This window comes from Luteolibacter luteus, from assembly GCF_012913485.1.
GTDB classification, from domain to species: domain Bacteria; phylum Verrucomicrobiota; class Verrucomicrobiia; order Verrucomicrobiales; family Akkermansiaceae; genus Haloferula; species Haloferula lutea.
The window spans coordinates 3708390-3729901 of the sequence record NZ_CP051774.1; the positions used below are offsets into that span (position 1 = coordinate 3708390).

The following is a 21512-nucleotide window of genomic DNA, read 5'->3' on the forward strand; positions in this document are numbered from 1 at the left end:
ATGAATTCGTCGTCGTCCCTTTTGAGCATCCTCGCCAGCGTGCTCGCACTCGTTCTCGCAAGTTGTGCTAACAAGCCTGCCACCGGTGCCGACGGGAAGCCGATCGACTCGGCAGGCAAGCCGGTGAATCCTTTTCCACCTGGCACTTACGATCATTTCAAGGCGGAGCCGGACTACCCCAAGACCATGAAGGTCTGGAAGAACGAGGAGCTGCTCTCTACCACGAACGACTCCAACTCGCGGATCGTCATTTCCCTGCCGATCCAGCGTGGTTTCCTCATGCGCGGCGAAGAGGTGGTGATCGACTACCCGGTTTCCAGTGGCGTGCCTTCCCGTCCGACACCTCCGGGCAACTACAAGATCCTCGAGAAGATCGTCGACAAGTCCTCCAACAGCTACGGCCGTGTCTTTGACGCCGAGGGCAATCAGGTCGATGGGGAAACGCCCAAGGACGTGCCGGAAGGCGGCAAGTTCGTGGGTGCTTCGATGAACTACTGGATGCGTCTTACCTGGGACGGTGTCGGCCACCACATTGGCCCCATCCCACGTTCTCGCCGCGCGGCCTCGCACGCCTGCATCCGCGGCCCGAGCGCCGTGATGCCCACCGTTTACGGCAAGGTGAAGGTTGGCACTCCGGTTTCCGTGGAAGAGTAAGCGCCCAGCTTTCCAAAGATCACTTCACGAAAAAGCCCCGTCCGCAGTTCGCGGACGGGGCTTTTCCTTGAAAAGGGGACTTATTCCTCTTCCTCGATGAACTTGTCGTGGCCGTCCTTCTTCTCGCCCTTCAGCGTGTCGACGAGCTTGGCCACGGCGTCGAGATCCTTGGCGACGAAGGCGGACTCCACTTCACAGAGGGAGACGAAGAGCTTGCCCATCTGCAGGCGGTAGGCGGCGAGGGCCTTGTCCTTCGCTTCTCCGGCCGGCATCTTCTCGAGCATCGCCGGGGTCAGCGGAATCGCCTTGAGCACGGTCGACTGGGCTTCGCGGGCAGCGGCGGCACCCTTGGCTGCGTCGGTCTCGCGGCGGAAGGACTTGTAAGCCTCATCCAGCTTCTCCATCTCCTTGGCGAGCGGCGTGTCGTCATCGGCACGGACCGGCAGCGGCATCACCAGCGTGGCCGCGAGGAGGAATGCAGGGAAAATCAGTTTCTTCATACGCACGCGCATACAGCGTTCCACATGCCGTACTGTCAAGGAAGCCCGGCTCCAACGGAAAGGGGGGGCAGCGAAGCCAGCGCGGCCGTGATCGGCACATCCTGACGCTTCCGGTCGATGAAGAAGCTCACCTCGGCGTAGCCCGCATCCTGAAGGAGTTCGAGCGCCTCCATGTAGCCGTCACCGACGCGATCCGCCCGGTGCGCATCCGCTCCGATCACCACCGGGATTCCTCGTTCGCGCATCAGGACGAGTTGGGAAGGGGAGGGATTCATTTCCGGCAGGCTTTTGAATAGCCCGCTGGTATTCAGCTCCATCGCCACTCCGGTCGCGGCGATGCGGTCCAGCGAACGGGAAATGTCATCGCGCAGCCGCTCGAAATCCCAGTCGGCAGGCGACTCGTTCTTGATCAAGTCGGGGTGTGCCAGCGTGTCGAAAAGTCCCGTCTCCGCCGACATCGCCAGGTGCTCGTAGTAGAGCTTCTGGTAAGCCAGCACATCGCCTTTGAAGTAGTGCTTCCGGTATGGCGCCAATTGATAGTGCACGGAGCCGAGGACGTGGCTCAGCGGTGCTCGGGCGTGCAGCGCTTCCAACCATGGTTCCACGCCGGGGAAATAATCGCTCTCGATCCCGGTGCGCACGTCCACCTTTCCCGCATATGCTTCGCGTGCGCTGGTGATGAGATCGAGGTACTCCGGAAATTGTTCCGGGTCCATCCGCACATGGGACGAGTTGCCGTCCGGCAGCGGACAGTGACAGGTGAAAGTGATCCCCTTCAGATTCCGCTCCAGCGCCACCGCGGCGAACTCCTGGGGTGTTCCATAGGCGTGCTTGCACAGCGGCGTATGGGAATGGGATTCGTAGAGCAGGGGAGCAGCGTTGGTGGTGGGGATCGAGCTCACGGAGCGAGCATCGCCTTTCGCCACCCGGACTGCCAATCGCATTCCTTCATCTCCGTGATTCCCCGGGGTGATGAGCCGGATGTCCTGCGCCTTTTTCCGGTGGCCTTCGTGATAAATATTCCCGGCCCCGGCGCTTCTCCCGCGTGAAAGCAGCATTACCTCTCGGGGCTTTGGTCATCGGCATCGTCATCGGCTGGCTCATCAAGAACATCCCGGATGCTGCGGAAGCTTCCCACATGTCATCGAGTGAAACGCGGGGCGGGGCCGCCGTCGCAAATTCAAGCGCTCTTGTTGCAGCTGGTCCCGCGGGCGGCTCCACGCAAGCATCCGGGAAATCCCATGACCGCCCGCCCAAGGAGGCTCAAGACGAGCTTCCCAAGATGCAGATCGAGGCAGTGACCAAACACCTGATGGACTCGATGCAAGAACAGCAAACCAAACGCCATGAGGAGCGGATCGCGAAGCTGGTGGACAAGCTCGGACTCGATGCCTCGCAGGAAGCCAAGCTACGGGACTACTTCAAGCAGCAGGCAGAAGCCACGAAGGTCACAGTCGGCGATGATGGCAAGAGCGTGCAGATGACCCAGCGCAATGATGGCAAATCCCTGGACGATTTTTTGAAGGATCTGCTGACCGATAGCCAGGAACAGGACTACACAAAGATGAAGGAAACCGAGCGCGACCAGCGGGTCGAAGCGCGGACACTGCGAGAGATGGCGTCTCTGACCCAAGCGGTGGAACTCAGGCCGGAGCAGCGCGATGCCGTCTACGCGATCCTCCAAGAACAGGCACGGGGCGATGAGTCCGCACCCGGTCCCAAGATGCTCAATGCAGGCATGCTCGCTCCACCGATGGAAGCTGGAGGGGAAGGGAGTTCGGTGGACGCCGTGATGTCATTTCGCATGGCCGGCTCCGACGCCTTTGGTTCGGATGAAAGCGCCATCGAACAAGCGCGGCAGCAGCATCAAGCCCAGATCGATGATAAGGTGAACAGCATGAGCGGCGTGCTGGATGAAAAGCAGCTGGAGCAATATCGCGCCTCTCTCGGAAAGGGCATGGTGATGCTGCCGCGTTGATTCTTGTTTGATGGATCCGTGTTGTTAGGATGCCGGGCAGGTCTATGGCGATCCGGCAGAAATACTCCCGCAAGATCACGGTCGGGGCCGCGACCTATCGCTGGCATCTCGCCATTGATGACGACTACCCGTGGCTCAAGACCGTGCTTGTGCTCGCCGAAGGAAATCGCAACGGCGCCCAACTCAGTGCTCATTCCCACGCCGAGATCGTGAGCCCGGGGCTGGTGCGTCGGGTCATCGAAAAAGGTTTGTCGCAAGGATGGGACCCTCAGGCGGGTGCTGCGGAATCCCTGGCTCTCAGCCGGGAAGCTGCACGCGACGCTTTCGGGTGTTTTCCTCGGGAGATCGTGCGGGCCGGTCATCGATGCGCCTGGACGCCGGAAGGCGATGAAACCATGCATCTCAAGATCTGGTCCCTCGAGCTGCCGGACGGACAAGTTTTGATGGCGGGCGGGATCCCGTGGTATGACGAAATAACCGACGAGATGGCAGGTGCTCTGGTGGATCTAGCCTTGGCACAGGGCTGGGAGCCGGCGAGACGTGGCCTGGAGGTCTTTTGGCCGGATCCTTCGCTCGCCGGAGAGGTCCTTTGGCGGGCGCTCATCAAAAACCGCTAGTTTGCCTTTTCCCACCGCGTCCGGCTCCCCAAACTCCGGGACCGATGTCCGCACCGACGCTCACCCCGATGATGGCGCAATATCAAGCGATGCGCCGCTCGCTGCCTGCCGACGTGTTGCTGCTCTATCGGTTGGGCGATTTCTACGAGATGTTCTTCGAGGATGCGAAGACCGCCGCGCCGATCCTCAATGTCGCCCTGACCAAGCGGAATACCGTGCCGATGTGCGGCGTTCCCTACCATGCCGCGGACAACTATATCGCCCGCCTCGTCCGCGCCGGGAAGCGCGTCGCCATCGCGGAGCAGACCAGCGAGCCGAAGCCGGGCAAGATCGTCGAGCGCGAGATCACGCGCATCATCTCCGCTGGTTCGGTGGTGGAAAGTCACCTGCTCGATGACCAGCGCCCGAACTATCTCGCTGCCGTTTTCCTGCTCGGGAAAATGCGCGGCCTTGCCTGTGTCGACCACTCCACGGGCGAGTTCACCGTCGCCGAGTTCGCGGATCAGGCACAGCTCGATGATGAGCTTGCACGCCTCACGCCTTCGGAGCTCTTGATCTCGGAAGAACAGCTCGCGGTCTTCGGCGAACTGGGTGCCTCGCAGCCCTACGATGGCTACGCCTTCCTGCCGGATCCCGCCCGGCAGATGCTCTGCGATCACTTCGGGGTGCACTCGCTGCACGGCTTTGGCTGTGCGGATGCCCACTCCGCGGTCGCGGCGGCCGGGGCCATCCTGCACTATCTGGTGCACCAGCTCCGCCGGCCATGCGATCACATGCGCACGATGCGGATGCGGGAGAATGCCCGGCATGTTCTCATCGATGCAGCCTCGCAGCGGAACCTCGATCTTATCGACTCACGTTCGGGGAAGAAACACACGCTGCTGGGTGCTCTCGATCGCGCGAAAACGCCCATGGGAGCTCGTCTGTTGCGCGATTGGATTCTCCATCCGCTGCGTGACCGGGATGCCTTGGGTGCCCGCCACGATTTCATTTCGGGTCTATTGGAACAGCCCTTTATCCTATCAAAGTGCCGGGAGTCCCTGCAGGGGATCCGCGACATCGAGCGCACTGTCAGCCGCCTTTCGCAGGGCGCGGGAAATGCGCGGGATCTTCAGGCGCTCGCCATTTCGCTGGGCCATATCCCCGCACTGCAGGATGATCTCGCCTGCCTTTCCGTTCCCTACGCCTCAGAGATCCAGCCTTTCCCCGATCTGGTGGAACTTCTCGAAACCGCCCTCGCGGAAGAGCCTCCGGCGATCCTGAGGGATGGCGGCATCATCCGCGATGGTTATGCGCCGGAGCTCGACGAGCTCCGCTCGCTGTCGCGCGATGGCAAGTCTTGGATCGCGAAGCTTCAGGAGGACGAGCGGAAGCGCACTGGCATCGACTCGCTGAAGGTGAAGTTTAACAACGTCTTCGGCTACTTCATCGAGATCACCTCGTCGAAGCTTGCCAAAGTTCCGGACGACTACACCCGGAAACAGACCATGGCGAACTGCGAGCGCTACATCACCCCTGCGCTCAAGGAGATGGAGAACAAGGTGCTGGGTGCCGAAGAGCGCGCCAAGCAGCTTGAGATGGAGCTTTTCCTCCAGCTCCGCCAGCAAGTCTGCACCCGGCTCGTCCCGCTACAGCAAACCGCCGCTGGCATCGCGGAGATCGACGTGCTCTGCGGGCTTGCCGAGACTGCCCAGATCCACAGCCATGTGCGGCCGGTGCTCGACGATTCGCGCGGCTTGCTCATCACGAATGGCCGCCATCCGGTGCTGGAGCAGACTTTGGTCGAGGAGAAATTCGTGCCGAATGACACGGCCTTCGATCCTGCGGATTCACTCCTGCAGATCCTTACCGGGCCGAACATGGCGGGTAAGTCCACCTACATCCGCCAGGTCGCCCTTGTGACCCTGATGGCGCAGATTGGTGCCTTCGTCCCGGCGGAGAATGCTACGATAGGCATGGTAGACCGCATCTTCTGCCGGGTGGGCGCGTCGGACGATCTCTCTCGCGGCCAATCCACCTTCATGGTGGAGATGAACGAGACGGCGCTGATCCTGAACCACGCGACCGACAAGTCACTGGTCATCCTGGATGAGATCGGACGTGGCACCGCCACCTTTGACGGACTTTCGATCGCTTGGGCCGTGGCCGAGCACCTGCATGATGTCATCGGCTGCCGCACCCTCTTCGCGACCCACTATCACGAGCTAACCGATCTCGCGAACACGCGCCCCGCGGTGGCGAATTTCAACGTGGCGGTGCGCGAGTGGAACGATGAGATCATCTTCCTCCGCAAGATCCTCCCGGGGGCTGCGGACAAGAGCTACGGCATCCAGGTGGCCCGTCTCGCCGGCTTGCCGAAGCCGATCATCGAACGTGCGAAGTCGATCCTTTCCCACTTGGAACTCCACTCGGCGAAGCCGGATGCCAAGAAGCAGGGACCCAAGGCGAAGAACACCCGGCAGGATGCGATGCCGCTGGCCAATGCACCCCAGCTGGATCTCTTCGGGGATATGTAAGATCGAGCCCGTAAGCCGCTAGATATTTGGAGGTTGCGTTTTGCAAGCCGATCCCCCAGTGTAGAGAGTGCCATGAAGAAAGCACTCATTGCGCTGATGTTAGTCGCCGGCTCCGCCATGGCCGGCACCACCTCGAAGGAGCCCATCCCCGCACCGATCCAAGAAGAGCCTAGTCTCTGGCGGTGGTTCATCGGCGGTAGCGCCGGTTACCTGATCGATTGGGAGGAAGAAATGTACCATGCCCAGCTCGGCGTGGACATGCCTTACGAATGGGCTGGCTTCAAGCCCTCCATCTATCTGGAAGTGGGCTTCGCCGAAACGGACGATGCCGTCCCGATCATCGATCCCACCATCCCGACGGCGCTGGTGAATACCACCCTATTCTCGGACTTCCAGTTCGTGCCGCTGACGGTGAACTTCAAGCTTGAGCGTGAGATCGCGCAGAACCTGCACTTCTACGCGGGCGCCGGTTTGGGTGTGGCCTTCACGGAATTCGAGGCCTTTGCTCCCTTCATCTCGGGTCCCTCGCTGCGCGTTTCGGAAGATGATACCGTCTTCTACGCCCAGATTTTCGCGGGCCTCGGATATGACGTCACCGATAACTTCGAGGTCTTCACGGGTGCCCGCTGGGTCTACCTCGATGAACCCGAAGGCCTTGGCAATGCCGGGGGTATCGCGACCTTCGAGGATGATGTCCTCGTGGAAGCCGGCCTGCGTTTCACGTTCTAACAAAACCTGCTGCAGAAAGGCCGGCATCCTCGTGGGTGCCGGCCTTCGCATGAATTTTTCCGGAGTGCGGATCTAGACCTTGATCTCAAACTCCTTCCGGTAGCTGCCCTTCAGCATGGCATTCGCCTTCTCCGCGTTTGCACCGGTGAATTGCTCGCCCTTTTCTGCCCTTTCGAGGGCGGGCCCGAGGCGGATCCCTTGCTTCGCGACATCCACACCATTGGCCGCCAGGTGAACCTCCATGCGCTCCACGGCTTCCACGCCGGCGGGATGATCAAAGGCGGCCTTCACCGCATCCACCGGCTGTGTTTCGCCGAGGCGCCAGGAGATGTTTCCGATGTGAGCCAGAGCCGAGGAAAGGTGCCCGTTCTCCGCGGAGTACATCCGCTCCTGCTTCTTCGAGTGGACTGAATCGATCCACGTCTGGAAGTGCGAGCGGCCGCCCGAGAAACGCTTCAGCTCCTTTCCGTCCTTGTCGAAGATCGCGCAGTTCCCCGCGTGGTCTCCGGAAAGCCAGCCGCCCTCGTACTCCATGACGTTGCCGATCTGCTCGCCTTTGAAGGAATCCATCCCGCTGGAGTAGTCGACGTCTTTCATTGGCAGGCCGCGCACCTCGAAGAGAATCGGTGCAGGATCGTACTTCAGCAAAACCAGCTGGGTATTCGCCCATTCGCCATCGTCCTTGTGCGCATAGCGGTCGCCGCAGGAGATCACCACGTGCGGCAGCATCTCCGGATCCCCCAGCGCCCAGCGGCATACATCCAGCTGGTGCGGGCCTTGGTTGCCCAGATCCCCGTTTCCGTAAGCGAATTGCCAGTGCCAATCATAGTGGAATCTCTCGCGATGCACGTCCGTCATTTCGCGCGGGCCACACCACAGATTGTAGTCCACTTCCGCTGGCGGTTTCAGCGGCGCGGCCACCTTGCCGATGGAGGGGCGCGGCTTGTAGCAGAAGCCGCGGGCCAGCTTCAGTTTGCCGATCTCTCCGCCCTTCACGATCTCGAAGGCCTCCGCCCACGAGGTCTCGGAACGGCGTTGGAAGCCGTGCTGGATGATCACGCCGTACTTCGCCTGCGCGTCCGCCAGCATCCGGCCTTCCCATACATTGTGGGATACCGGCTTCTCTACATAGACATGCTTGCCATTTGCCGCCGCTGTGATGGCGATCAACGCATGGGTGTGATTCGGGGTCGCGATGGTGACGGCGTCGATTTCCTTCGATTCGCACAATTTACGGAAGTCACCGTAGGTCGTCACCTGGACATTGTTCTTCTCCGCCAAGTCCTTCGCCCTTGCCAGCACCGTCGAGTCGCAATCGCAGAGGGCCACCAGACGCGCGCCTTTGGCCGCGATGATGCCTTCCACGTGGTTCATCCCCCGGCCGTTCAGGCCGATCACCGCCACGCGGAGTTCGGAGTTGGCTCCTTGGGCGCGGGCATGCGGGGCTAGCAAGGACCAGGTTCCCGCGAAGGCGGAGGTGCCGAGGAAATGACGACGCTTCATTTGGGTTTGGAAAAGGAGGCCCACCGCTCGGCCAGCTTGGCGGATTCCAAGCTGCCATGATGTAGGACAACTCCATAACGGAACACGAGGGTCTCTCCTTTCTTCAGGACGTGATCGCCGGTGTGAGTGTCCTTCTTGCTCTCGAAATCGTGGATGCCGAAGGGGTTTGCGGCCAGCAGGCCGTAGTCCCGGGCGTGCCACCAGGTGGGGTGGCGGAGGTTGGAGGGATGATCGAACATGGCGATCACCGCCGGTTCGCCTTTTTCATCCGGGCCATCGAAGGCCACCCAATCCGATTTTTTCCCCCACACCTCCCCGTCCTTGCGGCCTTCGGAGTCGGTGATGTGTCCCTTCGCCTGCTCGCCCTTCTGGCGCAGGGTCCGGTCGACCCGGATCGCAAACATGCCTTCCTTGGTATCTCCGAAGGTGGCGTCGCCATCCGCGGCGGTGAGTTTCGAGGTCACATCAATCTCCGTGGTTTCAGCGTCGATCTTCGTGAAGGTATAGGTCCGCTCTTCGGTTAGGTGGGTCTTGCCCGCCGCTGTCCAAGCAAGGTCCACGGTGAAGGCGTTGTCCTTCACGTCGCGGGTGCCCTTGTGTTCGATCTTCGGATCGCTTTCTTTCGTGGTCCAAGCCCAGAAGTCGTGGCCATTGACCGCGCCATGGCTCATCCAGAAGGAGCGGTGGTGCGGGTGATCCTTTTCCTCCTCTTTCACGTCGTTCTTCATCGGCCAGTGGCGGGAAAGGACCGCACCGGAGGCAGACATCAGCGGATAGCAGTAGGGGACTTTCGAATCGGTCCGGTATTCCGTGAAGAGCTTTCCATCCAGCGTCACGGTGACCTTTCCCCCGGCGGCGGAAGTCGTGAAGCCGTCCGCGGCGAAAGCGGGCGAAATAAGTAAAAGAGCGAGTAGCGCGGATTTCATGATTCTGCGAAAACTGGACAAGGTCGCTGCTCGGTGGCGATGGAAAATTGTGGAATAACTCCATTGGGTAGGTCTCCCAAGATCAGCAAATGTCGGAATTCCAGCAACTTGTCGACTCGCATTACGAGGCGCTCTATCGCTTCGCGATGTCCCTCTCGAAAAGTGCGGACACGGCGGCGGACCTTGTCCAGCAGACCTTCTGCATCTGGGCCCAGAAGGGGCACCAGCTGAAGGAGCGGGACAAGGCGAAGACTTGGCTCTTCACCACCCTGCACCGCGAGTTCCTAGCCCATGCCCGCAAGGCGAAGCGCTACACCGACGAGGAGCTGACCGAAGCGGTGGCAGGCCGCATTTGCTCCGAGGAGGACGACACCGAACGCCAGATGGATGGCCAGCGGGCGCTCGAACTGCTTGGCGAGCTTGATGAAACTTTCCGATCCCCACTGGCCCTCTTCTACCTCCAGCAACACAGCTACAAGGAAATTGCCGAGATCCTCGACGTGCCGATCGGCACCGTGATGTCCCGCATTTCAAGAGCGAAGGAGATGCTCCGCCGCCGCATGACCGCCGAGCCGTCCAGCGCACCCAAAAACATCCTTCAACTTCAACCGGAGGCACTCAGACATGGATAAGGAGGAAGCCCGCTTCATTCTCCGTTGTTTCCGCCCTGATGGCGCGGACGCCGGAAACCCGGATTTCGCCGAGGCGTTGGCTTGGGCCGCGAAGGATCGTGAACTTGGCGAGTGGCTGGCCCATGAGCGCTCGCAGGATGCGGATTTCGCCACGGCTCTCAATGCGGTCGTGATTCCCGGGGAGTTGCGAGAGGAGATTCTCACCGGCCTCGCGATGGAGCGCGGTGATCTGACGCCCCGTCCGGATGCCTTCGATCACTCACTGATGGGAGCGATGGCCGCAATTTGCCCGCCTGCTGGTCTCCGCTGCGAGATCTTGGCTGCGATGCAGCGCACCGCCGCACCGCGCCGTTCCTGGAAGTGGACCTGGCTCTGGGGGGCGCCTTTGGCCGCCGCCGCAGGGATCGCTTTTGCCTTCGTCGGAGGTCGGCCGGATGCCGTGGTGACTTCGACAAGTGGACTCGCGCAGAACGAGGCTCCAGCGAAGAGGGCTCGCTTGGCTTCCAATGATGATCTTCCCGCTGGCAACGTCGGTACGATCCCGGTCAGCACGATCAGCATCAGCAAGGTCGAGACCGGCTTCATCGATACCTATGAGGACCCGCGCTTCACGCTGGACCTAAAGAATCCGGATCATCATGCGCTCTTCGAGCACCTCAAGGCTGCCAAGCTGCCTTGCCCGAATGCCTGCCTTCCCAAAGGGCTCAAGGACGTGCCGGGACTCGGTTGCCGAGAGCTGAAGATCGATGGCAAGCGCGGTGCCCTCGTCTGCTTCAAGCAAGAGGATGACCTCGTTCACCTCGTCGCCTTCAAGCGCTGCGACGTGAAGTGCCGACTGCCCGAGAAGGGCGAGCCGGACATCAGCAAGCACGGCAAATGGTCCGTTGCACGCTGGGCCGACGACGAATGGGTCTACGTCCTCATGGGCGAGAACAAGATCGATGCCCAGAGGCTGAAGGATCTGTTCTGAGCTGACGGGGCTTCCAGCGGCTCCAATCAGGCGCGCTGATCATTTCGCCGGCCATCTTGGGTCCGGCTTGGTGTCACTCCAGATCGGCTGAGAGGGATCGAAGTAGTCCTTCCTGCCCAAGGGCACGCGCCCGTCCTTTTCGATTTTCAAGGGGCCATGCTGCCATCGGTCCGGAGTAGCAGCGCTTCAGCTCCCGAGGCTTGGCGATCGTAGGTGAAAATGTCGCTTGTTCCCAGCGGGATGCCCGTTCTTGCCCTCTGCCAAGTTTCCCCGAAAAGACGACAGGCCGTCCTCGTGAAAGGACGGCCTGTGCGGGGAAGGCTTTGGGAAGCGGGGCTTCAGCCGCGGTTGCTGCGGTCCTCGTAGGCGATGCCCTTGGCAGCACGCTTGCGGGCGTTGGCGTCCAGAATGCGCTTGCGCAAGCGGATGTTCTGCGGGGTGGCTTCCACGAGCTCGTCGGCATCGATGTATTCGATGGCGCGCTCGAGCGAGAAGCGGATCGCAGGGGTCAGCTTGGAGGTCTTGTCCTTGCCGGCGGAGCGCATGTTATCGAGGTGCTTCTCCTTCACAGGGTTGACTGGCAGGTCACCCACGCGCGGATTTTCACCCACCAGCATGCCCTCGTAGACGGCATCGCCAGGGGCGACGAAGAGCACGCCCCGGTCTTCAAGCATCTGGAGCGAGTAAGGAGTGGCAGCTCCTGAATCCATCGAGACCAGCGTGCCAGTCGTGCGGTTCTGGATTTCGCCCGCGTGTGGAGCGTATTCCTTGAAGAGGTGGCTCATGATGCCGTGGCCGGAGGTCAGGTTGACCAGCTCGGTTTCGAAGCCGATCAGGCCACGAGTCGGGATATTTGCCTGGATGAAGACGCGGCCGCTGGCCTCGGTGTCCATGTGCTCCATCATGCCCTTGCGGTTCATGAGGATCTTCAGGATCCCTTGGGTGTAGTCGCCGGGAGCTTCCACATAGAGTGTCTCGAAGGGCTCAAGCACCTTGCCTGCTTCATCGCGGCGGAAAATCACCACCGGGCGGGAGACGAGAACCTCGAAGCCTTCGCGGCGCATCTGTTCGACCAGCACGGCGATCTGCATGGCACCGCGGGCGGAGACGTTGAAGACGCCGGAGGTGTCGGTGTCTTCGACGGTGATGGAGATGTTGGTCTTCAACTCGCGCATCAGGCGATCGCGGATGGCGCGGGAGGTCACATGCTTGCCTTCCTTGCCGGCCAGCGGGCCGTCATTGATGGAGAACTGCATCGACACGGTTGGAGGGTCGATTGCGACGAAGGGAAGCGGCTCTTGATCTGCGGAACCTGCGAGGGTCTCGCCGATATTCACGTTCTCGATGCCAGCGGCGACGCCGACGATGCCACCGGCGCTGCAGCCTTCCGAGTCGGTGGTCGCCAGACCGGAGTAGCTGAAGGTCTTCATCACCTTCGATTGCGTCTTGGTGCCGTCCTCGCGGAGCAGCCAGACGGTGTCGCCTTTTTTCACGCTGCCACCGAGGACCTTGCCCACCGCGACACGACCCACGTAGTCGTCCCACTCGATGTTAGAGACGAGCATGAGGAAAGGAGCCTCCGGATCGGCTTTTGGGGCAGGGATGTGCTCGATGATCTTCTTGAGGAGCGGCACGCAGTCCTTCCGCTCGTCATCCGGGTGATCCATGAAGTAGCCGTCGCGGGCGGAGCCGTAACAGAAGGGAGCATTGAACTGCTCTTCGTCTGCATCCAGGTCGAGCAGCAGCTCCAGCACCTGATCGTGAACCTTCAACGGCGTAGCGAGCGGGCGGTCGATCTTGTTGACCACCACGATCGGCTTGAGGCCTTCCTGCATCGCCTTGCGGAGCACGAAGCGGGTCTGTGCCTGAGGTCCGCCGGAGGCGTCCACCACGAGAAGCACGCCGTCCACCATCTTCATCACGCGCTCCACTTCCGCGCCGAAGTCGGCGTGGCCAGGGGTGTCCACGATGTTGATCGTGTAGCCTTCCCAGTGAATGGAAGTGTTCTTGGCCTTGATGGTGATCCCCTTTTCCTTTTCGAGGTCCATGGAGTCCATGGCACGCTCTTGCTGGGCTTGGTTGTCACGGTAGGTTCCGCCGGCCTGCAGGAGTTGGTCCACGAGCGTGGTTTTCCCGTGGTCAACGTGGGCGATAATGGCGAGGTTGCGGATCTTCAAGGACATGGCGCGGCGGGGCCCTGGACAAGGGCGGGGCGGGGCTATGGACGCTTTTCCCCGAATTGGCAAGGGGGAAGCATGTGACGTTCCAGCCGCCGAAGGAAGTCAAGAGGCACAAAAGGTGCGGGATCCGCGCAATTTTCCGGATTCGGAAGGGCGGCTACCGGAACCCGAGGTTTCCCCCGGGCTCCGGCGGCAAGTCACGAGGGCCTTCTCAAGGGCTCACGCCCGGGAAGGCTGCCACGACGAACTCCGAAGTGACGGGCAGGGCACCGCCATCTTGGACGAAGATGCGCCATTTTCCGTCCGTGTAGCGCACCCCCAGCGATTCATCGACGTTCTTCGGGGCGGCCTCGGTGAATACGTGCTGGATGAAAAGGACGGCATCCGGCTTCCCATCGGTGAGGGGATTGGTGATGACGGTTTCACTTCCGGTGGTATTGGCCGCGGCGGCGGTGTGGCGGAACGAGATGGGAGCCTTTGCCACGGCAAGGTTGGTAACGTCCGCGATATGGTAGGTCGACACAGTTTGAGCCTGTCCGTTTTCTTGGAAAAGGGCCCATCTCGCCGAGCTTTGCGGTGCACGCGAGCCCGCCGGGATGTAGAAGAGACCCATCACGTTACGCTGCATGCCAGGTTGCAAGGTCGGGTAAGGATTGCACATGTGGGTCGCCAGAAGCCTCGCTTGCGCGTTGTTCTTCTGGATGGTGAAGAACGCCAGATTCCCGTCCAGATTCGCAGGTCCCACGCCGACCGGTTTGGTAGTCGGCAGGATCATGACGTTGAAATTCGCGTTCGCGGGGATGTCCTCGCCATCCTCGTTCACGATCTGCCATTTCTTGAACAGATTGCTGTAAAGCACTCCGACCGGATGGGGATTGGCGACGCCGGTCGAATATTGGGTAATGACCGGGCGAAGAGTGGATTTTCCGTTCAGTGCCGGATGTTCCAAGGTGAGCAGGCTACCGGATGTATTGCTCGGGGCAGAGGTGAAGCGATAGATCTTCGCTGCAGCTCCAGCTGCCGTCGCCGGAGAGGCTGTGAACAGCAGGCAGGCCAAGGCGAACGGGACGAGCCCGGAGGACAACCATGAAGGAAGAGTAGGATGTAATTTCATAAATCGCGGATTACGCCGCAAAGGCCTTCCTATGTGGAAGTTATGACTCGGGTCAATACCCTTGTTTTTTGAAACCGAGCGGGTTTCTGCGACGGATAAGGTTGTCGGGAATTCGATCCGACGAGCCGTAAATTTCGTTTTGAACAGGCCGGGTGAACCGGGTCGCGATTTACGCCGGCCAAGCCATCATCGCCTGATCTGCAACTCCTTTCAGGTCCTCGTAGGTCGCTCCGCTGGCCGACTGCACGGACATGCCTTGGACGACCGCGGAGATATAGCGGGCCAGGCGGAAAGGATCCACCTCGGTGGAAAATTCCCCCGCTTGCTTCGCCTGCTCAAAGCGCCGCGCCATCGTTTCGAATGTTCCGCTCCGCAGGGAAATCAGCTGATTCTTTACCGCTGCAGCCTCGTCGCCACAGACCAGTGCTCCTTGGATGGTCAGGCAGCCCCCCGGATTCGCCGGGTTTCCTAGCACCCAAGCCGCACCATCGAGGAGCTTTTCCGCCACTTCCTTTGCGGTCGGCGCTTCAAAAGCCTTGGGAATATAGGCTCCCGGGCCTGTTGAATATCGATCTAGGGCCTTGCGGAAGAGGGCCTCCTTGTTTCCGAAGGCTGCATAGAGGCTCGGCTTGTTGATTCCCATCGCCTCCGTGAGGTCGGTCATCGAAGTTCCCTCGTATCCCTTCGCCCAGAAGACGCGCAGCGCCTTCTCCAAGGCCTCATCAGGATCAAACTCCCGTGGACGGCCCATTGAGGATGAGGGTCTGCGAACTTCCATACTTGGCGGTAAAAAACTCCCTTGACGGAGTTTTGTCCATATGTTACATCAATACCGTTCGTTACAAAAGTCTCGGGTGAGAAACTTCCGGCCCTTCGGCCGCAGGCGCTACCTCCCGGGCGAACACAACCAGGTAAAACCATGAAAGCCATTGCGCTTACCACTGAGTCCTTCGATGCCGCCATCTCCGGCACGACGCAGCCCGTCCTCGTCGACTTCTGGGCCGACTGGTGCGGTCCCTGCAAAATGATTGGCCCGGTCGTCGAGGAGATCGCTGCAGAAAACGAGGGAAAGGCCCTCGTGGCGAAAGTGGATATTTCCGATAATATCGAGCTCGCCCGACGCTTTGGCGTCCAAGCGATCCCGACGCTGATTATCTTCAAGGACGGCAAACCGGTGAATGTCTTCCGCGGCCTGCAGGACAAGCGCGTCCTGACAGAGGCTCTAGCGGCAGCATGAGCCCCTAGCTTGGAATGAAAGGTGGACTTCAGCCCGTGCGAGCGCAGGGTCGCCGCGCGGGCTGATGACCGCCTTTTTTGTCTCTGATCCCGATGAATGACCTTGGCAAAGGTAGCCGCTCGCTGCTGCCCATCTTCCTTCTTTCCGCGGCGGGCTTCACGGTGCTAACCACGGAATTCATTATCGTGGGTCTGCTTCCCGCGATGGCCCGTGATCTCCGCGTAAGCGTCCCCACTGCGGGGCTGCTGGTGACGCTCTTCGCCTTTACCGTAGCGGCGGTCGGACCGCCGCTGACGGCCTTTGCTTCGCGCTTCGAACGGAAGCGGCTTTTCGTCGCGACCTTGGTGCTCTTCTCGGTTTCCAATTTGTTGGCCGCGCTATCTGCGAATTTCGGCGTGATGGCCTTCGCCCGGTTTATCCCGGCGGTAATGCTGCCGATCTTTTGGGCACTGGCGAGTGAGACCGCGGTCCAGATCACCGGCCCGGAGAAGGCAGGGAAGGCGATCTCGATGGTCTCCTTTGGCGTGGTGGCGGCAACCATCTTCGGCATTCCGATCGGGACCTTGGTGGCGGATGCCTTCGGCTGGCGGGTGGCTTTCGGAAGTCTTGCCGCCTTGGCCTTCGCGAAAGCAGCACTCTTGTTCTTCTTCCTGCCAAGCATGGCCGGAAAAAAGGAGGAGGCCTCCGTCTTGAAGCAGATGAGTATTCTGCGAGATCCGATGATCGCGGGGCACGTGTTGCTTTCCCTGCTGGTTTTTGCAGGGATGTTCACTTCCTACACCTATCTGGCCGATATCCTTGAGCGACTTGGTCATTTTGATGGGGCCACGGTGGGCTGGATCCTCATGGGCTTCGGCGGGATGGGCCTGCTGGGGAATTGGCTCGGGGGCCGTTTAGTGGATCGCAGCGCCTTGGGAGCCTCGATTACCTTCTCGATCCCGATCGCCATCGCCATGATCTCGGTGGTTCCGGTGGTGCAGTCTTTTGGTTGGCTAGCGGTGGTGCTTGGCATCTGGGGCACAGCTCAAGCAGCGCTTTTTACGGTGTCGCACGTCCGCGTGATGAAGTCGGCTTCCGCCAATGCAGCCCTCGGGGCTTCGCTGAATATCTCTGGTGCCAATATGGGCATCGGCTTGGGTGCGATGGTTGGGGGCCGCGTCATTGACCATTATGGCCTGTCTTTTGTCGGGTGGGCTGCCGCAGGAGTGGTCGGCATCGCGGTGATTCTTTCGGTCGTCCTCATGTTCGCCCGCCGGTCGAAGGAGTGCCCCGCCGGGATCGTCGAGTGTAGCGGTGGGCTTTAAGTGCTTCGGACCGTCACTTGCATCCCCGCCCATCGGGGCCATCGTCGCCGCATGTCGGACGACGCGGACTTTGCTACGAACATCAAGCGCTTCACGGGTTTCGCCGGTCACTACGACGCCTTTCGCCCGACTCTGCCCGAAGCGCTCTCAGGCCTGCTGCTCGAAGTCGCCCGCGCTCATAAAAGCAGCACTGTCGTCGATCTTGGCAGCGGCACCGGTCTCTCCACCCGCTACTGGAGCGGGAAGGTAAGGGAAGTCATCGGCATCGAACCCACCGATGCCATGCGTGAGGAAGCGGAACGTCACGGCGGGGCAGGCGTTTCTTATCGTCGCGGCTTTTCCCATGACACCGGACTTCCCGATGGGAGTGCTTCGATCGTGGTGTGCTCGCAGGCGCTGCACTGGATGGATCCGCAGGGGACTTTCAAGGAGGCGAAGCGTATCCTTAGGCCGGGAGGTGTTTTCGCGGCCTGCGATTATGATTGGCCGCCGGTTACGGGAGTCTGGGAACTCGATCAAGCCTATCAAGCCTGCGACCAGCGCGGTCGTGAAATGGAACGGGCACACGCCCTTTCCGAAGGCATCAAGTTTCAAGAGAAGTCCGGCCATCTGGATCGCATGAGATCGAGCGGAGCCTTTCGTTGGACACGTGAGGTTCTACTCCATCACGAGGAACAGGGAGACGCAGCGCGCCTTGTGGGGCTGCTCTTCAGCCAAGGCAGCGTGCAGACCGTGCTGAAAGCCGGTTTCAACGAAGCTGATATGGGCATCGATCGTTTCCGCGAGCTTGCGACCGCTCTCATGCCCCAGGCCAAGCGATGGCTGTGGTGCTCGCGCGTGAGGATCGGTGTTGTCTGAGCTAGCTCCACCGCACCGGCCGTCCTTCATCGAGATCGATGAAGTCGAACATCGTCAGTGCCGCGTCCTCCGGAAATCCGGATTCCGCCAACCGAAAATGCACGCGTGCAGCGGTTGCATCGCGCCAGCCGAGCTTCATCATGAAGCCGTTCCAAACTTCGATCTCCTCGCCGGAAGGCTTCCGGCCTTTCTCGAAGGCCCATTCCAAAATCTCCTCATCGCTTCCGCCCTTCAGCACGCGTGCTTCCAGGGCGCTGTAATCAATCCCGAGAAAGGAACAGCAGCGCTGATCAAAGCCACCCTTGATTCCCCGGACCTCTGCCCAGAGCGGCGGCAGCGCGGCCTTCGAATCGAGGCGGATCTTATCCAGCATCCGACCGAAGTGGACGAAGCCACTCACCTGATCGTAGGGACTGCGGAGACCGGGGATGAGAGTCGCACTCATGGGCGCCGCCAAGCTTCGTGGGGCCATTGCACGAGTAAAGCCGGATTGAGCGGTGGCCGGCTCCGATCTCCGCGGTAAGAACGGAGGAAAGAGAAAAATCACATCGGAGGCCTGCCCTCTCCGTGTCCCCCCCGGGCCGGTGTAGGGCAGGCGCACCGATGAATCTGTGCAAAGCATGCCCTATCTATCAAAAAAGATCTATCAGGCCCGGCGATGATTGTTAGCAGTGGGTAAACCCCGATGTCATTGTAGTGGAATGCACTACGTGAGGGGAGTCAGGTCGTCGGATGGTCCAGTTTCCAAGCAATTGCCTTTCTTAAGAGCTCGGAGGCGTCCTTTAGTTCCAACTTATCCTTAATTCTCGCGCGATAAGTTTCGATCGTTTTCACATCGACTCCCAGTTGCTCCGCGATCTGCCGTGTGCCGAAGCCCTGTCCCACCAGATCGAAGACCTGGAGTTCCCGGTCCGTGAGCAGCTCGAATGAAATTCCGGGGGTTGTCTTGGGCTTTCCGACCATGCGGGAAAGCATCTCCGCGGAGAGGGCCTCGCTCAGGAAGACCTTGCCATCCAGTACCTGGCGGATGGCTTCCAAGATCTTGCGGGTGGCTTCCTGTTTGGTGATGTAACCATGGGCCCCGGCGCGGATCACCCGCTCTGCATAAAGGTTCTCCTCTTGCATCGAGACCACCAGGACCCGGACATCCGGATACATCACCCGCAAGTCCTTGATCAGATCCAAGCCGTTCGAGCGACGGAGCGAGAGATCGACAATCGCCAGCGTCGGGGCCTCCTTGCCGATCAATTCGAGAGCACCGGCACGATCCTCCGCCTCGCCGCAAACTTTCATGTCCGCCTCGCGGTTGATCACTTCCGCGAGCCGTTCGCGGACCATCGGATGATCGTCCACGATCACGATGCGAACGACGGATGAGGACTCACTCATGGTCAGGGGAATCATGGTTGGAAACGCAGCGCACGATCACGCCGCGGCCATTATTGGGGGCGATCTCCAGTTTTGCTCCGATGGCTTTCGCACGATATTCCATGATGTGCAACCCCATGCCCAGCCCGGAGCGGGCTTCGGCTTTCATGCCTTTCCCGTTGTCACGGATCCTGAGGTCGAACGAGTCGATCGAGGATTCGAATTCGATGTCGAGTTCGCTGGCGTCTGCATGCTTCAGGGTATTGTTCACCGCCTCTTGGGCGATGCGGTAAAGTTGGACCGCTGTTCCTTCACTCAGGGCGGATGGCAGTTCCGCGACGCTTACCGAGCAGCGGAGCCCAGTGCGCTTGGAGGCTCCGTTTGCAAGCGCCAGCAAGGCGGTCTCAAGCCCCTCTTCATCGAGCCGCACCGGATAGAGCCCTTTGGCCACGTCGCGGGCCTGCGTGATCGCATCATCGATAAGCCCCACGATTTCCGTGGCGTCACCCGACTCGGTGCTGCCCTGTTCCTCCAGCTTGCGCTGTAGCATGCTGGTGGAGAAAGCAGTGGCGACCAGATGCTGGCAGAGGCCGTCATGGATGTCCTGGCCGATGCGGGCTTGTTCGGTCTCGCGGATTTCCAGGATGTGATTTTCCAGCTTCAGTCGCTCCCGGACTTCCGCCTGGAGGCGCGCGGTGCGGTCCCGCACGCGGGCTTCCAGCGAGTCATTGAGCGAGCGCAGGGAATCGACGAGCCGGACGACGATGAGCAGCACGCCCAGACGAAGTGCCGCGTTGGCGAAGGGCAAATACATGGGCGTCCCCGGCCTCTCGGTGATGATGTCCGCATTCAGGGAGACCAGGCAGGCGAGAACCGCGCAGGCAAGGGCGGCTCTCCAGCTCGCATGGCGGCTCACGTAGAGCACGGGAAGCAGGTAGAAAAAGGCGCTGCCGAGTTGCGGCGTGATCACCATATCGACCGAGCCGATGCCCAGGATGATCAGGGTCCCGATGAGAACGGCGAACCACTGCGGTGGAGCTTTCCAAAAGGAGGCGGATGGTTTCGGGGGTTCCTGGGAAGCAGCCATCGGGAGCAATCCGGCCGGGGAAGTCGTTGCCATAGAACACTTCAAATCGGCCCCGAAGGCAATCCGAATGCACCTAGCAAGACTGTGATCTCCGGGAATCCGGGTCGTCTGGCGACCTCCGGATCCATGCAATGCCGGACGAGGTCCCGCAGTTCTTCCGGCGCCTTGCTTCCTTCCCAGCGCTCCAGCAGTTCCTCAAGCAGGCAGCCGAAGGCGCGGACTTCCAGCTTCTCTGCCAGGCGATCCGTTCTGCCGTGAAAGGTAGCCGCGCCGAAGTCGCCCAGCAGTGCATGACCTTCCTCATCCCGCAGAATATTGTGAGCATAGAGGTCGCCATGCATGATGCCCTTCGCGTGCAAGGCTCGCGCGGCCTCCGCGATGCCTCTGGCGATCTTCAGGAGAACGGAAGGCGGAAAGCGGATGTCCTCCGCATATACGTCCCGCGTGCAGCTTTGGAAATCCGGCGGGCCCGCCAGATTCGTGAAGCCGCCTCCGATCCATTCCATGACCAGGCCGGAAGCGTCTTCCGGATGTGACGCAAGTTCCGCGATCACCGGCACCAGATGAGGATGTGCGCCGGCGGCGAGACAGGCGGCCTTTTCACTGGCGGGCAGGCCATCGCTTGTCATCTCGCCCTTGAAGATCTTCACGGCGACATGGCGGCTGCCGTTTTGCCATCGGGCTCGCGAAATAACTCCGGAGGCTCCTTCGCCAAGCTTCTCCATCAGTTCCAACTCATCCCAGGCGATCGAACCGGCGCGGCTGCCTGTTGCGTCCGCGGCCACCGGATTCCCCGAGTAGGCCAGCCAAGAGAGCTTCGGAAGATGAAAGAGCCAATCGGGCAGCACTTCGAACTGGTTCGCGGCGAGCCGGATCAATTCGAGGTTCACGCAGCGCGCCATCTCTTCGGGCAGACGACTGAGGCGATTGCCCGCAAGCATCAGCTTTTGCAGTGGCAGGCACTTCCCGATGGAGGAGGGGAGTTGCTCGATCCGGTTGTCGGTAAGAATGAGCCAACGCAAGGAGGGAGGCAGCGAAGCTTCATCCACCCGTGCGATCCGGTTCGACTTGAAACCGAGCATTTGCAGCGAGGGCAAGTTGCCGATCACATCGGGTAAATGCTCGAAGTTGTTCTGAGAGCAAAAGAGAATGCGGAGCTTCTTGAGCCGAGCCAAGTCCTGCGGGAGATCATGCAGGCAATTGCCAGAGAGGTTCAGGATCTCGAGCGTCTCTGCGAGCTCGAAGATCTCCGGAGGGATTTCAGTGAGACCGCAGGAGAGATCCAGGCGAGTGGCACCGGCAAGCTGGCCGTTGCGCACTTGTGCCAGCGTGTCCATCG

The 21512-nt window shown here is 60.7% G+C and carries 21 protein-coding genes; 10 read left to right on the forward strand and 11 right to left on the reverse strand.

The window, feature by feature from the left end; translation table 11 throughout:
• Entirely contained in the window at positions 1 to 654 is a 654-nt protein-coding gene (locus tag HHL09_RS15330) for a L,D-transpeptidase (RefSeq protein ID WP_169455500.1), read from the forward strand.
• Between the two features lie 80 nt (positions 655 to 734).
• On the opposite strand, the gene HHL09_RS15335 is transcribed toward HHL09_RS15330, so the two are convergent.
• Both HHL09_RS15335 and HHL09_RS15340 read right to left on the reverse strand, forming a co-directional pair.
• Positions 735 to 1154 carry a cytochrome b562 gene (locus HHL09_RS15335; protein ID WP_169455501.1) on the reverse strand — a complete coding sequence of 140 codons (420 nt, stop codon included), beginning with the start codon at positions 1152 to 1154 and terminating at the stop codon, positions 735 to 737.
• Between the two features lie 35 nt (positions 1155 to 1189).
• Positions 1190 to 2056, reverse strand: a complete 867-nt coding sequence (locus HHL09_RS15340) for a histidinol-phosphatase (protein WP_205760854.1) — start codon at positions 2054 to 2056, stop codon at positions 1190 to 1192.
• 143 nt (positions 2057 to 2199) lie between these two features.
• On the opposite strand from HHL09_RS15340, the gene HHL09_RS15345 reads away from it, so the two are divergent.
• From HHL09_RS15345 to HHL09_RS15360, 4 genes are all read left to right on the forward strand, one after another.
• Entirely contained in the window at positions 2200 to 3132 is a 933-nt protein-coding gene (locus HHL09_RS15345) for a hypothetical protein (protein WP_169455503.1), read from the forward strand.
• 29 nt (positions 3133 to 3161) lie between these two features.
• On the forward strand, positions 3162 to 3749 hold the full coding sequence (locus HHL09_RS15350) for a hypothetical protein (RefSeq protein WP_169455504.1): 588 nt from the start codon (positions 3162 to 3164) through the stop codon (positions 3747 to 3749).
• 44 nt (positions 3750 to 3793) lie between these two features.
• The gene (gene mutS, locus HHL09_RS15355; RefSeq protein ID WP_240963641.1) at positions 3794 to 6265 is read left to right on the forward strand and encodes a DNA mismatch repair protein MutS; all 2472 of its coding nucleotides are present in this window, start codon (positions 3794 to 3796) and stop codon (positions 6263 to 6265) included.
• A gap of 72 nt (positions 6266 to 6337) precedes the next feature.
• Complete coding sequence (locus tag HHL09_RS15360) at positions 6338 to 6994, forward strand: outer membrane protein (RefSeq protein WP_169455505.1); 657 nt, start codon at positions 6338 to 6340, stop codon at positions 6992 to 6994.
• Positions 6995 to 7066: 72 nt separating this feature from the next.
• On the opposite strand, the gene HHL09_RS15365 is transcribed toward HHL09_RS15360, so the two are convergent.
• Together HHL09_RS15365 and HHL09_RS15370 are read right to left on the reverse strand one after the other, a co-directional pair.
• Positions 7067 to 8497 (reverse strand): Gfo/Idh/MocA family protein, encoded by a 1431-nt coding sequence (locus HHL09_RS15365; RefSeq protein WP_169455506.1) that lies wholly within the window; start codon positions 8495 to 8497, stop codon positions 7067 to 7069.
• Positions 8494 to 9423 (reverse strand): DUF6807 domain-containing protein, encoded by a 930-nt coding sequence (locus HHL09_RS15370; RefSeq protein WP_169455507.1) that lies wholly within the window; start codon positions 9421 to 9423, stop codon positions 8494 to 8496. The genes HHL09_RS15365 and HHL09_RS15370 overlap by 4 nt, the downstream gene beginning before the upstream one ends.
• Before the next feature lie 89 nt (positions 9424 to 9512).
• On the opposite strand from HHL09_RS15370, the gene HHL09_RS15375 reads away from it, so the two are divergent.
• Positions 9513 to 10055, forward strand: coding sequence for an RNA polymerase sigma factor (locus tag HHL09_RS15375; RefSeq protein ID WP_169455508.1), 543 nt, complete (start codon positions 9513 to 9515; stop codon positions 10053 to 10055).
• The gene (locus HHL09_RS15380) at positions 10048 to 11025 is read left to right on the forward strand and encodes a hypothetical protein (RefSeq protein WP_169455509.1); all 978 of its coding nucleotides are present in this window, start codon (positions 10048 to 10050) and stop codon (positions 11023 to 11025) included. The genes HHL09_RS15375 and HHL09_RS15380 overlap by 8 nt, the downstream gene beginning before the upstream one ends.
• Before the next feature lie 338 nt (positions 11026 to 11363).
• Here the strand turns inward: HHL09_RS15380 and typA are convergent, their stop codons facing one another.
• The 3 genes from typA to HHL09_RS15395 all read right to left on the reverse strand — a co-directional run bounded on the left by typA (position 11364) and on the right by HHL09_RS15395 (position 15070).
• Positions 11364 to 13208 carry a translational GTPase TypA gene (gene typA / locus HHL09_RS15385; protein ID WP_169455510.1) on the reverse strand — a complete coding sequence of 615 codons (1845 nt, stop codon included), beginning with the start codon at positions 13206 to 13208 and terminating at the stop codon, positions 11364 to 11366.
• Between the two features lie 208 nt (positions 13209 to 13416).
• Positions 13417 to 14319 (reverse strand): DUF7452 domain-containing protein, encoded by a 903-nt coding sequence (locus tag HHL09_RS15390; RefSeq protein ID WP_169455511.1) that lies wholly within the window; start codon positions 14317 to 14319, stop codon positions 13417 to 13419.
• 169 nt (positions 14320 to 14488) lie between these two features.
• On the reverse strand, positions 14489 to 15070 hold the full coding sequence (locus HHL09_RS15395) for a TetR/AcrR family transcriptional regulator (protein ID WP_205760855.1): 582 nt from the start codon (positions 15068 to 15070) through the stop codon (positions 14489 to 14491).
• Positions 15071 to 15238: 168 nt separating this feature from the next.
• On the opposite strand from HHL09_RS15395, the gene trxA reads away from it, so the two are divergent.
• The 3 genes from trxA to HHL09_RS15410 all read left to right on the forward strand — a co-directional run bounded on the left by trxA (position 15239) and on the right by HHL09_RS15410 (position 17718).
• The gene (gene trxA / locus HHL09_RS15400; RefSeq protein ID WP_169455513.1) at positions 15239 to 15556 is read left to right on the forward strand and encodes a thioredoxin; all 318 of its coding nucleotides are present in this window, start codon (positions 15239 to 15241) and stop codon (positions 15554 to 15556) included.
• 92 nt (positions 15557 to 15648) lie between these two features.
• Positions 15649 to 16860 (forward strand): MFS transporter, encoded by a 1212-nt coding sequence (locus HHL09_RS15405; protein ID WP_169455514.1) that lies wholly within the window; start codon positions 15649 to 15651, stop codon positions 16858 to 16860.
• A 51-nt stretch (positions 16861 to 16911) separates the two neighbouring features.
• Positions 16912 to 17718, forward strand: coding sequence for a class I SAM-dependent methyltransferase (locus HHL09_RS15410; RefSeq protein ID WP_169455515.1), 807 nt, complete (start codon positions 16912 to 16914; stop codon positions 17716 to 17718).
• A gap of 1 nt (position 17719) precedes the next feature.
• Here HHL09_RS15410 and HHL09_RS15415 read toward each other — a convergent pair whose 3' ends face one another.
• The 4 genes from HHL09_RS15415 to HHL09_RS15430 form a co-directional block, all read right to left on the reverse strand.
• Positions 17720 to 18163 carry a DUF5069 domain-containing protein gene (locus tag HHL09_RS15415; RefSeq protein ID WP_169455516.1) on the reverse strand — a complete coding sequence of 148 codons (444 nt, stop codon included), beginning with the start codon at positions 18161 to 18163 and terminating at the stop codon, positions 17720 to 17722.
• Positions 18164 to 18438: 275 nt separating this feature from the next.
• Positions 18439 to 19107, reverse strand: coding sequence for a response regulator (locus tag HHL09_RS15420; protein WP_169455517.1), 669 nt, complete (start codon positions 19105 to 19107; stop codon positions 18439 to 18441).
• Positions 19100 to 20173, reverse strand: a complete 1074-nt coding sequence (locus HHL09_RS15425; protein WP_169455518.1) for a sensor histidine kinase — start codon at positions 20171 to 20173, stop codon at positions 19100 to 19102. Before HHL09_RS15425 ends, HHL09_RS15420 begins: the two co-directional genes overlap by 8 nt.
• A gap of 41 nt (positions 20174 to 20214) precedes the next feature.
• A complete protein-coding gene (locus HHL09_RS15430; RefSeq protein WP_169455519.1) occupies positions 20215 to 21510 on the reverse strand; it encodes a protein kinase in 1296 nt (431 codons plus the stop codon).
• Positions 21511 to 21512: the final 2 nt, after the last annotated feature.

Coding starts and splice junctions, on each gene's coding strand:
- HHL09_RS15330 (WP_169455500.1), top strand. CDS start 1: ATGAATTCGTCGTCGTCCCTTTTGAGCATCCTCGCCAGCGTGCTCGCA.
- HHL09_RS15335 (WP_169455501.1), bottom strand. CDS start 1,154: ATGAAGAAACTGATTTTCCCTGCATTCCTCCTCGCGGCCACGCTGGTG.
- HHL09_RS15350 (WP_169455504.1), top strand. CDS start 3,162: ATGCCGGGCAGGTCTATGGCGATCCGGCAGAAATACTCCCGCAAGATC.
- mutS (WP_240963641.1), top strand. CDS start 3,794: ATGTCCGCACCGACGCTCACCCCGATGATGGCGCAATATCAAGCGATG.
- HHL09_RS15360 (WP_169455505.1), top strand. CDS start 6,338: ATGAAGAAAGCACTCATTGCGCTGATGTTAGTCGCCGGCTCCGCCATG.
- HHL09_RS15365 (WP_169455506.1), bottom strand. CDS start 8,497: ATGAAGCGTCGTCATTTCCTCGGCACCTCCGCCTTCGCGGGAACCTGG.
- HHL09_RS15370 (WP_169455507.1), bottom strand. CDS start 9,423: ATGAAATCCGCGCTACTCGCTCTTTTACTTATTTCGCCCGCTTTCGCC.
- HHL09_RS15375 (WP_169455508.1), top strand. CDS start 9,513: ATGTCGGAATTCCAGCAACTTGTCGACTCGCATTACGAGGCGCTCTAT.
- HHL09_RS15380 (WP_169455509.1), top strand. CDS start 10,048: ATGGATAAGGAGGAAGCCCGCTTCATTCTCCGTTGTTTCCGCCCTGAT.
- typA (WP_169455510.1), bottom strand. CDS start 13,208: ATGTCCTTGAAGATCCGCAACCTCGCCATTATCGCCCACGTTGACCAC.
- HHL09_RS15390 (WP_169455511.1), bottom strand. CDS start 14,319: ATGAAATTACATCCTACTCTTCCTTCATGGTTGTCCTCCGGGCTCGTC.
- HHL09_RS15395 (WP_205760855.1), bottom strand. CDS start 15,070: ATGGGCCGTCCACGGGAGTTTGATCCTGATGAGGCCTTGGAGAAGGCG.
- trxA (WP_169455513.1), top strand. CDS start 15,239: ATGAAAGCCATTGCGCTTACCACTGAGTCCTTCGATGCCGCCATCTCC.
- HHL09_RS15405 (WP_169455514.1), top strand. CDS start 15,649: ATGAATGACCTTGGCAAAGGTAGCCGCTCGCTGCTGCCCATCTTCCTT.
- HHL09_RS15410 (WP_169455515.1), top strand. CDS start 16,912: ATGTCGGACGACGCGGACTTTGCTACGAACATCAAGCGCTTCACGGGT.
- HHL09_RS15415 (WP_169455516.1), bottom strand. CDS start 18,163: ATGAGTGCGACTCTCATCCCCGGTCTCCGCAGTCCCTACGATCAGGTG.
- HHL09_RS15420 (WP_169455517.1), bottom strand. CDS start 19,107: ATGAGTGAGTCCTCATCCGTCGTTCGCATCGTGATCGTGGACGATCAT.
- HHL09_RS15425 (WP_169455518.1), bottom strand. CDS start 20,173: ATGGCTGCTTCCCAGGAACCCCCGAAACCATCCGCCTCCTTTTGGAAA.
- HHL09_RS15430 (WP_169455519.1), bottom strand. CDS start 21,510: ATGGACACGCTGGCACAAGTGCGCAACGGCCAGCTTGCCGGTGCCACT.